We start from the raw sequence: 11,829 nt of genomic DNA, 5'->3' as shown, positions 1-11,829 counted from the left end.
GCTGCGAAAGGAAGACGCTGGAATGACAGAGGCTCTTACAGAATTGGGCACCGCATTGGCCGCAAGCCGCAGCGATGCTGTGCTGGCCACCGAAGTGACCAAAACGGGCGAATTGGTTGTGCAGGTATCCGCCGCATCACTGCCCGATTTCATTGACTACATCAAAACCGAAAACGATGCGCGGTTTTCTACGCTGATCGACATCACCGCCGTGGATTACCCAAGCCGCGACAAACGGTTCGATGTGGTCTATCATTTCCTGTCCATGTACACGAACCAACGCATCCGCATCAAAGCCAGTGTTCATCTGGACGAGGTGGTTCCCTCCATCACATCCATCCACCCCTCTGCCGATTGGTACGAGCGGGAGGTGTTTGACATGTATGGTATCATGTTCTCGGGGCATCCCGATTTGCGCCGTTTGCTAACAGACTACGGATTCCGCGGCTATCCGCTGCGCAAGGATTTCCCGACAACAGGTTATACCGAACTGCGGTATGACGAGGTGGAAAAACGGGTTGTCTATGAGCCTGTCAGCCTTGTGCAAGAATACCGCCAGTTTGATTTCATGTCCCCGTGGGAAGGTGCCGAATACATCCTGCCCGGTGATGAGAAGAAAAAAGAAGAGGCTGCGAAATGATGGACGGCAATTTCAATGACGCCCAAGTTGGCGAACAGCGCATCCGTAATTTCAACATCAACTTTGGCCCGCAGCACCCTGCAGCCCACGGGGTGTTGCGCCTTGTGCTGGAACTGGACGGCGAAATCGTAGAACGCTGCGACCCGCACGTTGGCCTGCTGCACCGTGGCACTGAAAAGTTGATGGAAAGCCGCACTTACCTGCAAAACCTGCCGTATTTTGACCGGTTGGATTATGTAGCCCCGATGAACCAGGAACATGCTTGGTGTCTGGCTATTGAAAAGTTGACAGGGGTTGTTGTCCCCCGTCGCGCCAGCCTGATCCGAGTGCTCTATTCCGAAATCGGCCGCATTTTGAACCACCTGATGAACGTGACCACACAGGCCATGGACGTGGGCGCGCTGACGCCGCCGCTTTGGGGGTTTGAAGAGCGCGAAAAACTGATGATTTTCTATGAACGGGCTTGCGGCGCACGGCTGCACGCGGCCTATTTCCGCCCGGGCGGGGTGCATCAGGATCTGCCGCAGGATCTGATCGACGATATCGAACAATGGGCGACGGAATTTCCAGCGATCCTGAAAGACATCGAAGACCTGCTGACCGAAAACCGGATTTTCAAACAACGCAACGTGGATATCGCGGTTGTTTCGCAGCAAGAGGCGCTCGATTGGGGGTTCTCTGGTGTGATGGTGCGCGGCTCTGGCATGGCGTGGGACTTGCGCCGTTCGCAGCCTTACGAATGCTATGACGAGTTTGATTTCAAGATTCCTGTGGGCAAAAACGGCGATTGTTATGACCGTTATTTGTGCCGGATGCAGGAAATGCTGGAAAGTATCAAGATCATCCACCAATGCGTTGAAAAACTGAACGCAGAAGGGCCGGGCGATGTTCTGGCACGGGGTAAAATCACGCCACCTAAACGGGGCGAGATGAAGACCTCGATGGAGGCTTTGATCCACCACTTCAAACTGTATACCGAAGGGTTCCACGTTCCCGAGGGTGAGGTTTACGCCTGTGTTGAAGCCCCCAAGGGCGAATTCGGTGTATTCCTTGTTTCGGATGGATCTAACAAACCGTACAAAGCTAAAATTCGCGCGCCGGGGTATCCGCATCTGGCCGCGATGGACCACATATCCAAGGGCCACCAACTCGCTGATGTTGCGGCCATTATCGGAACACTTGATATCGTTTTCGGAGAGATTGACCGCTAATGCTACGCCGTCTGCACCACGAACAACCCGACAGTTTTGCCTTTACCCCCCTGAATAAAAAATGGGCGGAAGGGCAAATGACGAAATTCCCCGAAGGGCGTCAGGCCAGCGCGGTTATCCCGCTGTTGTGGCGCGCGCAGGAACAAGAAGGCTGGGTGTCCAAACCAGCCCTTGAAACTGTGGCCGATATGCTGGGCATGGATTATATCCGTGTGTTGGAAGTGGCGACATTCTACTTTATGTTTCAGTTGCAACCTGTTGGTTCTGTTGCGCATATTCAGGTTTGCGGCACCACGTCCTGCATGATTTGCGGCGCTGAAGACCTGATCGGGGTCTGTAAAGAAAAAATCGCCAAACAGCCCCACGCTATTTCTGCTGATGGTAAATTCAGTTGGGAAGAGGTCGAATGTCTGGGCGCGTGTACCAACGCGCCAATGGTTCAAATCGGCAAGGATTTTTACGAAGACCTGACAACCGCTCGGTTCGCGGAAATCATCGAAGAATTCGCGGCTGGAAAAGTGCCGACGCCGGGTCCGCAAAACGGACGTTATGCGGCAGAGCCTTTAGGCGGTGCCACAGCGTTGGTCGATTATGAAGCGGGCAAAGTGAAATACAACGCCTCGGTTGCCTTGGCGGATGGCATTGGCGACACAGTGAAGCGCATCCAAGGGGACGAGGTTCCGATCCTCACACCTTGGCTGAACAGCGGTACAGGCAAAGCGGCGAAAGCTGCAAAGCCGAAAGCGGCAGCAAAACCCAAGGCCGCTGCCAAAGCCCCTTCTGCTGCGGTGAAGACCAAAGCTGAAGCTGCTGAAAGCAAAGCCAAGCCAAAAGCCAAAGCGCCCGCCAAAGCGGCTGAGGCAGCCACCTCTGCAACTGATACACCAGTGGCGGAAAAAAAACCGCGCACCATGGCGGCGCCACGCAAGGCAGGGGCGGATAACCTCAAGCTGATCAAAGGTGTCGGGCCAAAATTGGAAGAAACCCTGAACGATATGGGTTTTTACCATTTCGACCAGATTTCCAAATGGTCTGCTGCTGAAATCGCTTGGGTAGACACCCGTCTGAAATTCAAAGGCCGCATTGAGCGGGATGGCTGGATCGAACAAGCCACCATTCTGGCCGCAGGTGGCGAAACCGAGTTTTCAAAGAAATCCACCAAGTAATCGCACCCCGTCAACGGACCGTAGGCAATGACTGACACAAACGACAAAGGACTGTTTTCCTGCACCGGCATTTGCTGGATGTTGTCGGCTGTGTTCGGTGTTTTGGTTGTGGTTTTCATGGCCAGTTGCGCTGGCATGGCACTTCTTGTTGCGCTTGTGCTCGGGTTGATCGGTATGCTTGGGGCTTTTTGGGTTCTGAGCAGTTATTTTTGTGACGGTATCAAAACAGACTCGGTTGTATTGGCAGAAAAGATAGGTGAGCCGGATACGCGGGTTGATGCAGCGCCTGTTGCAACAAATCCCGCAGAGGTGACTACAGCGGCGGTGCATACAGCAGATGTTCAAAGCGATCCGGTTGCCGAAGCGCCGGTCGAACAACCGGATGGATTGGCTGCAGCCCAAGGCGATACGCCAGCACTCTATACCGCAACGCCAAGCGCGTCAGATGATCTGAAAAAGATCAAAGGTGTCGGGCCTGCGCTGGAAAAGACCCTGAATGAGCTGGGCATTTACACCTACGCCCAAATCGCTGTCTGGACCGCAGAAAATATCGCTTGGGTCGATGGCAATCTGAAATTCAAAGGCCGCATCACGCGGGATGATTGGATTTCCCAAGCAAAATCGCTATCTTCTGGTAGCGACAGGTAATTCCCACCTGTGTGTGGGGCAGGGCGCAGGCTTTTGACTGCGTTCGTAAGAAAGGAAGACTGATTGGCCAAGGACCATCCTGATCCGGCGTCCGCGCAAATACGGATCGCCTCTATCGTCATAATCGTGACGATGGTTTTCTGGATGGGGGCCAGTTGGATTGGCGGGATGGTTGGACTGCCAACGCGGTTTGCGTTTCTGTTCGACTTCGCCGCTTTGGCTGCGTTCTTTTGGGCGTTGGTTGTATTGTATCAAGCCTGGCGTAAACGCCAGCACATGAAGGACTAGACGATGCTCGCTGATCAGGACCGCATCTTTACAAATCTTTACGGTATGCATGAGCGCACGCTGAAAGGCGCGCAAAAGCGGGGCCATTGGGATGGCACGGCCAAGATCATCCAAAACGGCCGTGACTGGATCATCGACGAGATGAAAAAATCCGGTCTGCGGGGCCGTGGCGGGGCAGGGTTCCCGACAGGGTTGAAATGGTCTTTCATGCCCAAAGAAAGCGACGGGCGTCCGTCTTATCTGGTGATCAACGCCGATGAATCCGAACCCGGCACCTGTAAAGACCGCGAGATCATGCGCCATGATCCCCACACCCTGATCGAAGGCGCGCTGATCGCCAGTTTCGCCATGAACGCGAACACCTGTTATATTTATATCCGCGGTGAATTCATCCGCGAACGCGAAGCCCTGCAAGCCGCCATAGACGAGGCGTATGACGCGGGTCTGTTGGGTAAAAACGCCGCTAAATCCGGTTGGGATTTCGATCTGTACCTGTCCCACGGGGCGGGCGCGTATATTTGCGGCGAAGAAACAGCTTTGCTCGAAAGCCTTGAAGGTAAAAAGGGTATGCCGCGGATGAAGCCGCCTTTCCCTGCTGGCGCGGGTCTGTATGGTTGCCCGACCACGGTGAACAACGTTGAATCCATTGCTGTTGTGCCGACAATCCTGCGCCGTGGTGCGGAATGGTTCACAGGTTTTGGCCGTCCCAATAACGCAGGCACCAAGTTGTTTGCTTTTTCAGGTCATGTGAACAACCCTTGTGTGGTTGAAGACGCCATGTCCACGCCCCTGCGCGAATTGATCGACCGTCATTGTGGCGGTGTTCGGGGCGGTTGGGACAATCTGAAAGCGGTTATTCCTGGCGGTGCATCTGTGCCGTTGCTGCCAAAAGACATGTGTGACGAAGCGATCATGGATTTTGACTGGCTGCGCGAACAACGCTCCGGTCTTGGGACCGCTGCGGTAATCGTGATGGATCAGAACACCGATGTGATCAAAGCGATCTGGCGGTTGTCTGCTTTCTACAAACATGAATCCTGTGGGCAATGCACCCCGTGCCGTGAAGGCACTGGCTGGATGATGCGGGTCATGGATCGTCTGGTCAAAGGCGAGGCTGAAGTCGAGGAAATCGACATGTTGCTGGATGTGACCAAACAGGTCGAGGGTCACACAATTTGCGCGCTTGGCGATGCTGCGGCTTGGCCGATCCAAGGTTTGATCCGTCACTTCCGTGATGAAATCGAAGACCGGATCAAGCACAAACGTTCTGGCCGAGTTAGTGCTGTTGCAGCGGAATAAACCTTTGTTGGCAATCGGTTCCGTGCTGATTGCCAACACCCCACGGCCAACCGCTGCATAATCTTATGGCGGTTGACCATCATCTGGCCGAATTCAATTTCGGCACCTTGCGGCATGATTGGGACGACCCAAGGATCGCAGATTTTCAGAACAATTTAGACCGCGTAAACGGGCTTGCCGCCCGCAGCCCCGGCTTTGTCTGGCGTCTGGATGACGCCGCAATGGAAGCCGCGCAAACAGATGAAGGCGGTGTGTTTGCCAACCCGCGCACAGCCTCGACCCTTTCTGTCTGGGAAGACTTTGACAGCCTGTGGGGTTTCGTCTGGAAAACTGTTCATCGGCGGTTCTATGACCGCCGCGCGGAATGGTATGACGCGAAAGGTAATGGCAATATTGTCATGTGGTGGGTGCCAGTGGGGCACCGGCCCAGCGTGACTGAAGGCATGGAACGGTTCAGCCATTTGCAAACCCAAGGCGATTCTGATTTTGCCTTTGGCTGGAACCACTTACGCCCCGAAGGTAAGTGATGTTTCACGGCTGAAACAGCCCGTGACTCCGCTGGTTATTGCATAACATCCCCCTTGCACCCATCTTCTGTTCCAGCAGAGGCCAAACTGGGCCGAACAATTACAGGAGAAGATCATGCGCGTTTTACTGATCGCAGCACTGACAAGTTTGATGGCCAGCACCGCAATGGCGAACCCGCCACTGCGCGAGGTAAAGCAGATCAACGACGGGTTGCTCTATGTGGGGCTGGCCGATGAGATTCGCAAAACCTGTGATGGTATTTCCGGCCGTATCTTCAAGGGCATAGGGCGGTTACGTTCGATTCACCGTCTGGCGCTGGATATGGGGTACAGCAAAGATGAAATTGAAACCTTCGTGGATGATCGCGCCGAGAAAAACCGCCTGAAAGCGCGGGGGAAAACCTATTTGAAGGCCAATGGGGCAAGTCAAAGCGACCCTCAGTCCATGTGTGCTTTGGGGCGTAAAGAGATTGCCAAGCAAAGTGAAATTGGCACTTTGCTTTATGAAAATTGACCTAGTAAAAAACTCAACAATAGGTTAAAAAACAAGCATAATTCCGTTTCAGGGGCCAGAACCCCTTGAAATGGAATTTTGTCACGTTTTTACCCCCCAAATTGCTTTTCTTTGGTTGAGGCCCGCGCCAAGCTGCGGTATCTGGCAGTACGGCGGTGTTAGACCGCTGTTCTCAAAAGTAAGCCCAGAGCGAACTCCGCTCGACTTGGGAGGCGGCATGACCGATTTGCGCAAAATCATCATCGACGATACTGAAGTAGAAGTGGATGGCGCAATGACGCTGATCCAAGCCTGCGAAGTGGCTGGCGTCGAAATTCCACGGTTTTGTTATCACGAACGTCTGACCATCGCTGGCAACTGCCGCATGTGTCTGGTCGAAGTGGTTGGCGGCCCGCCAAAACCTGCTGCCTCCTGTGCCATGCAGGTGCGTGATTTGCGCCCCGGCCCCGAAGGCCAGCTTCCAGTGGTGAAAACCAAGTCTCCTATGGTTAAAAAGGCCCGTGAAGGGGTCATGGAATTTCTGTTGATCAACCACCCGCTGGATTGCCCGATCTGCGATCAGGGCGGCGAATGTGATTTGCAAGATCAGGCGATGGCTTACGGCGTTGATTTCTCGCGGTTCCGCGAACCCAAACGCGCTGTGGACGATCTGGATCTTGGCCCGCTTGTGGGCACGCAGATGACCCGTTGTATTTCCTGCACCCGCTGCGTGCGTTTCACCAGTGAAGTGGCTGGAATCACCCAGATGGGCCAAACAGGTCGCGGTGAAGATTCTGAAATCACGACTTATTTGAATCAAACGCTCGATTCGGAATTGCAGGGCAATATCATTGACCTGTGTCCTGTCGGCGCGCTGACATCCAAACCCTATGCCTTTACCGCGCGCCCTTGGGAGTTGAAGAAAACCGAAACCATCGACGTTATGGATGCGCTTGGGTCCAACATTCGTGTGGATACCAAGGGCCGTGAAGTGATGCGGATCATGCCGCGCAACCATGACGGTGTGAACGAGGAGTGGCTGTCCGATAAATCCCGTTTCATCTGGGATGGCCTGCGCCGCCAACGTCTGGATAAACCTTATCTGCGGGTGAACGGTAAACTGTCTCCGGCCACTTGGGGTGAGGCTTTTGCCGCGATTAAAACTGCTGTTGAAGGCAAAAAGGTCGCGGGTTTGATCGGAGATCTGGTAAGCACAGAGGCCGCATTTGCTCTGAAATCGCTGGTCGGTTCACTGGGCGGGGAAGTGGAGTGCCGCGTGGATGGTGCCAAGCTGCCAGCGGGCAACCGCTCGGCCTATGTGGGCACCGCCACGATCGAAGACATTGATTCCGCCGAGATGATCCAGCTGATCGGCACCAACCCCCGCGCCGAAGCACCTGTGCTGAACGCACGTTTGCGCAAGGCATGGCTGCGTGGTGCGAATATCGGTCTGGTGGGCGAAGCTGTCGATCTGACTTATGATTATGCCCATGTAGGGACAGACACGTCCGATCTGGCAGGTTTGCTGGACCTGAAATTCAAAGACGTGCTGGAAAAGCCGTCGCTGATCATCCTCGGGCAGGGTGCCTTGCAGGGTGACAATGGCGCCGATGTTCTGGCCGCCGCAATGGAACTGGCAGAGAAAACCGGCAGCAAGTTCATGGTTCTGCATACAGCCGCTGGCCGTGTGGGCGCGATGGATCTGGGCTGCACCAGCGAAGAAGGTGCCGAGGCTTTGGTTGCCAAAGCCGATGTTGTTTTCAACCTTGGTGTGGATGAAACCACAATCGCCGATGGTCCTTTCGTGATCTATCAGGGCAGCCACGGGGATCGGGGTGCGCACCGCGCTGACGTGATCCTGCCGGGCGCTGCCTATACCGAAGAAAGTGGCATCTTTGTAAACACCGAAGGGCGTCCGCAAATGACGATCCGGGCCGGGTTTGCACCGGGGGATGCGCGGGAAAACTGGGCGGTTCTGCGGGCTTTGTCTGCGGAACTGGGCCACACTCTGCCGTTTGACAGCCTGTCCGCCTTGCGCGCGGCCATGATGGGCGCGGTTCCGCATCTGGGTGCGATTGACCAAGTTGCAGAAAACGACTGGCAGCCTGTGACCGGCAAAAGACTGGGAAAAGGGGCTTTGGTGAACGCAATTCGCGAGCATTACCAAACCAACCCGATTGCGCGTGCCAGTCAGGTTATGGCGGAGTTGGCTGCGAATGCAGCCGCCCGCAGAGCCAGCAAACTGGCTGCGGAGTAATAGGTGAAAATGGCACTGATGATATCCACTTGCGCGGCTTTGTCCGCCTGCACAACCGGCGAAACGCCGGATGTGGACAGTGGCGTTGTGCCTGAATACGGGTCGGTTCAGACCAAGTTGCTGGAAGGCGATCTGGTCAGTTTTGATGTGCAAATGCGCGGGGCCACATCCGATGCGGATGTTCTGGCCTTTAGCGATTGTGTTGCGGCCCAATATGCGCTGATCCGTGGCGACGGTTTTGTGCGCCGCGTGCGCAATGACGTAGATCGGCACCGTGGGGTCTGGATGGGGCAGGGCGTTTACACCCTGTCAAAGATCCATCCGGGTGGTCGATATATTATAGACGCAGAAGTCACGGCGGCTGAATGCCGTGCAAACAACATTCCGATGGTTTAAGAGGCGGCTTATGGACGGATTTTTTGCAACCAACCTTGGAACACTGGTGATTATCATCGCCCAGTGTCTGTTGGTCACGGCCTTTGTGATGGTTAGCCTGCTGTTTTTGGTCTATGGCGACCGTAAAATTTGGGCAGCCGTACAAATGCGGCGTGGCCCGAACGTGGTTGGGCCTTGGGGCCTGATGCAAACGGTTGCGGATGCGGCGAAATACATCTTCAAAGAGGTGTTGATCCCCGACGGGTCCGACAAAACCGTCTTCCTGCTGGCGCCTTTGATGTCTTTCATCCTTGCGCTGATCGCATGGGCGGTTATTCCGTTTTCCGAAGATATGGTTCTGGCCAATCTGAACGTTGCGGTGCTGTATGTTTTCGCCATCGGCTCCCTTGAGGTCTACGGCGTGATCATGGGGGGCTGGGCGTCCAACTCTAAATATCCGTTTCTGGGTTCGCTGCGCTCTGCGGCGCAGATGATTTCATATGAGGTATCGCTCGGCTTTATCATCGTTGGGATTATCATCTCGACCGGCTCGCTTAGCTTTGTGGATATCGTTAAGGCGCAAGAGGGCAATTGGGGCCTGTTCAACTGGTACTGGCTGCCCCATTTCCCGATGGTTTTCCTGTTCTTTATCAGCGCGTTGGCTGAAACAAACCGCCCCCCGTTCGATCTGCCCGAGGCTGAATCCGAATTGGTTGCGGGCTATCAGGTTGAATATTCATCCACGCCGTTCCTGCTGTTTATGGCGGGGGAATATATCGCCATCTGGCTGATGTGCGCCCTGATGTCGATCTTCTTCTTTGGGGGCTGGTTGTCGCCTATCCCAGGCCTGCCGGACGGCGCGCTGTGGCTGGTTGTGAAGATGTCTTTCTTCTTCTTCCTGTTTGCCATGGTAAAGGCCATCGTACCCCGCTACCGCTATGACCAGTTGATGCGGATTGGCTGGAAAGTCTTCCTGCCGATGTCTTTGATCTGGGTTGTGATCGTGTCGATCCTCGCATTTTCAGACGGCGACGAACGTAATCTCGGCGGCCTTTGGGCACGCTGGCAAGTGGAGGCGTCAAACTAATGGCTTTTGACTATGGACGCGCAACGAAATACTTCCTGCTGCAAGACTTCTTTGTGGGCATGAAGCTGGGCTTGAAGTATTTCTTCAAACCCAAGGCAACGCTGAACTACCCCCATGAAAAAGGGCCGCTGAGCCCGCGTTTTCGCGGTGAACATGCGCTGCGCCGCTATCCCAATGGCGAAGAACGCTGCATTGCGTGTAAATTGTGTGAAGCAATCTGCCCCGCGCAGGCAATCACAATTGATGCCGAACCCCGCGATGACGGGTCACGGCGCACCACGCGTTATGATATCGACATGACCAAATGCATCTACTGCGGTTTCTGTCAGGAAGCCTGCCCTGTGGATGCAATTGTTGAGGGGCCGAATTTCGAATTCGCCACAGAAACCCGCGAAGAGCTGTTTTACGACAAGGCAAAACTGCTGTCGAACGGGGATCGTTGGGAAGCCGAGATTGCCCGTAACATCGAAATGGATGCGCCGTACCGATGAACGATTTCAACAAACTCTTTGAAGGCTTTATCAAACAAAGCCAGGACATGGCCGAGAAAATCGGCAAGGATTTTGCGCAGGCCCAAACGGCTTGGCTGGATCAGATGCAGGATTTCATGCCCGAGGGTATGGCCGATGCCATGAAAGGCATGGTCGGAGAGGGGCTTGACGCCCAAACCCGTGCATTGGCAACCATCGCCGGTTTGACTGCCAAAGGGGCCGAGGATACGGCTGTTCTGACGGCGGCAATCAAGGCCGCTTTGGTTGCAGGCGCGTCCCAGCGCGAAATCACCGAGACAATCTTGCAAATGACCAGCGTTGGCGCTGTGACCGGCGTTCAAAAAGCGATGATGACCGCCATGTCCGCCTTTGCCATGGATGGAGCAAATAAATGACCGCGACTGCACTGGCCTTCTATTTCTTCGCTATTATCGGCGTGACCTCTGCCTTGCTGGTGGTGATTGCACGCAATCCGGTTCACTCGGTTTTGTGGCTGATCCTTGCGTTTTTCAGCACCGCTGGCCTGTTCATCCTGATGGGGGCAGAATTTGTCGCCATGTTGTTGGTGATCGTCTATGTGGGCGCGGTTGCGGTGTTGTTCCTGTTTGTGGTGATGATGCTGGACGTGGATTTTGCCGAACTTAAAGGCGGGATTCAGCGGTTCATGCCATTGGGCCTGTTGATCGGTTTGATCCTGTTGATCGAACTGGGTCTGGTGTTTGGCCATTGGCAAATGGCAGAAAACGCCGATGCGTTGCTGCAGTCGCCGACCCCGGAACTGTCGCAAGCCCATAACACTGTAGCGCTGGGGCAATTGATCTACACCGATTACATCTACCTGTTTCAGGCCTCCGGTTTGATCCTGCTGGTGGCAATGATCGGCGCGATTGTTTTGACCCTGCGCCACCGTACAGACATCAAACGCCAGAATGTGATGCAGCAGATGCACCGCGATCCGGCCAAGGCGATGGAACTTAAAGACGTTAAATCGGGGCAGGGGTTGTGATGACTGTTGCCACATCTAAAACCGGAGCATTGTGATGATCACCCTCGAGCACTACCTCACAGTCGCCGCATTGATGTTTGTTATCGGCATCTTCGGCATCTTCCTGAACCGGAAGAACGTGATCGTCATTTTGATGTCCATCGAATTGATCCTTTTGTCGGTCAATATTAACCTTGTGGCCTTTTCCACCCATCTGGGGGATCTGGTCGGGCAGATTTTCACGCTGTTTGTGCTGACTGTAGCCGCAGCCGAGGCCGCCATTGGCCTTGCAATACTTGTCTGTTTCTTCCGCAACCGTGGCACGATCGCGGTGGAAGATGTGAATGTGATGAAGGGGTAGA

General features: G+C 54.6%; 15 protein-coding genes. All 15 read left to right on the top strand.

Going from position 1 to position 11,829, the window contains the following annotated elements; all coding sequences use genetic code 11:
- Window positions 1–22: 22 nt before the first annotated feature.
- The 15 genes from GGE09_RS06955 to nuoK all read left to right on the top strand — a co-directional run bounded on the left by GGE09_RS06955 (window position 23) and on the right by nuoK (window position 11,828).
- Window positions 23–640 (top strand): NADH-quinone oxidoreductase subunit C, encoded by a 618-nt coding sequence (locus tag GGE09_RS06955; protein ID WP_309745267.1) that lies wholly within the window; start codon window positions 23–25, stop codon window positions 638–640.
- Window positions 640–1,851 (top strand): NADH-quinone oxidoreductase subunit D, encoded by a 1,212-nt coding sequence (locus GGE09_RS06950; protein WP_309745796.1) that lies wholly within the window; start codon window positions 640–642, stop codon window positions 1,849–1,851. Before GGE09_RS06955 ends, GGE09_RS06950 begins: the two co-directional genes overlap by 1 nt.
- Window positions 1,851–3,017 (top strand): NADH-quinone oxidoreductase subunit E, encoded by a 1,167-nt coding sequence (locus GGE09_RS06945; RefSeq protein WP_309745265.1) that lies wholly within the window; start codon window positions 1,851–1,853, stop codon window positions 3,015–3,017. The genes GGE09_RS06950 and GGE09_RS06945 overlap by 1 nt, the downstream gene beginning before the upstream one ends.
- Before the next feature lie 27 nt (window positions 3,018–3,044).
- Window positions 3,045–3,665 (top strand): hypothetical protein, encoded by a 621-nt coding sequence (locus GGE09_RS06940; protein WP_309745263.1) that lies wholly within the window; start codon window positions 3,045–3,047, stop codon window positions 3,663–3,665.
- Between the two features lie 63 nt (window positions 3,666–3,728).
- Complete coding sequence (locus tag GGE09_RS06935; RefSeq protein WP_309745261.1) at window positions 3,729–3,953, top strand: DUF5337 family protein; 225 nt, start codon at window positions 3,729–3,731, stop codon at window positions 3,951–3,953.
- Window positions 3,954–3,956: 3 nt separating this feature from the next.
- On the top strand, window positions 3,957–5,252 hold the full coding sequence (gene nuoF, locus GGE09_RS06930; RefSeq protein ID WP_309745259.1) for an NADH-quinone oxidoreductase subunit NuoF: 1,296 nt from the start codon (window positions 3,957–3,959) through the stop codon (window positions 5,250–5,252).
- A gap of 65 nt (window positions 5,253–5,317) precedes the next feature.
- Window positions 5,318–5,779, top strand: a complete 462-nt coding sequence (locus GGE09_RS06925) for a DUF3291 domain-containing protein (protein WP_309745258.1) — start codon at window positions 5,318–5,320, stop codon at window positions 5,777–5,779.
- Between the two features lie 115 nt (window positions 5,780–5,894).
- Window positions 5,895–6,293, top strand: a complete 399-nt coding sequence (locus GGE09_RS06920; protein ID WP_309745256.1) for a DUF5333 domain-containing protein — start codon at window positions 5,895–5,897, stop codon at window positions 6,291–6,293.
- 217 nt (window positions 6,294–6,510) lie between these two features.
- Window positions 6,511–8,529, top strand: a complete 2,019-nt coding sequence (gene nuoG, locus GGE09_RS06915) for an NADH-quinone oxidoreductase subunit NuoG (protein WP_309745254.1) — start codon at window positions 6,511–6,513, stop codon at window positions 8,527–8,529.
- A 9-nt stretch (window positions 8,530–8,538) separates the two neighbouring features.
- On the top strand, window positions 8,539–8,925 hold the full coding sequence (locus GGE09_RS06910; RefSeq protein ID WP_309745252.1) for a hypothetical protein: 387 nt from the start codon (window positions 8,539–8,541) through the stop codon (window positions 8,923–8,925).
- 10 nt (window positions 8,926–8,935) lie between these two features.
- A complete protein-coding gene (gene nuoH, locus GGE09_RS06905) occupies window positions 8,936–9,991 on the top strand; it encodes an NADH-quinone oxidoreductase subunit NuoH (RefSeq protein ID WP_309745251.1) in 1,056 nt (351 codons plus the stop codon).
- Window positions 9,991–10,482 carry an NADH-quinone oxidoreductase subunit NuoI gene (gene nuoI / locus GGE09_RS06900; RefSeq protein WP_309745249.1) on the top strand — a complete coding sequence of 164 codons (492 nt, stop codon included), beginning with the start codon at window positions 9,991–9,993 and terminating at the stop codon, window positions 10,480–10,482. The genes nuoH and nuoI overlap by 1 nt, the downstream gene beginning before the upstream one ends.
- Entirely contained in the window at window positions 10,479–10,877 is a 399-nt protein-coding gene (locus tag GGE09_RS06895; RefSeq protein WP_309745247.1) for a carboxymuconolactone decarboxylase family protein, read from the top strand. The genes nuoI and GGE09_RS06895 overlap by 4 nt, the downstream gene beginning before the upstream one ends.
- A complete protein-coding gene (locus GGE09_RS06890) occupies window positions 10,874–11,488 on the top strand; it encodes an NADH-quinone oxidoreductase subunit J (RefSeq protein ID WP_309745245.1) in 615 nt (204 codons plus the stop codon). Before GGE09_RS06895 ends, GGE09_RS06890 begins: the two co-directional genes overlap by 4 nt.
- Window positions 11,489–11,522: 34 nt before the next feature.
- Complete coding sequence (gene nuoK, locus GGE09_RS06885) at window positions 11,523–11,828, top strand: NADH-quinone oxidoreductase subunit NuoK (RefSeq protein WP_309745243.1); 306 nt, start codon at window positions 11,523–11,525, stop codon at window positions 11,826–11,828.
- Window position 11,829: the final 1 nt, after the last annotated feature.

Origin of the sequence: Roseobacter sp. N2S (assembly GCF_031454055.1) — a bacterium.
GTDB lineage: Bacteria > Pseudomonadota > Alphaproteobacteria > Rhodobacterales > Rhodobacteraceae > Amylibacter.
This window is presented reverse-complemented; position numbering and strand designations above follow the sequence as displayed.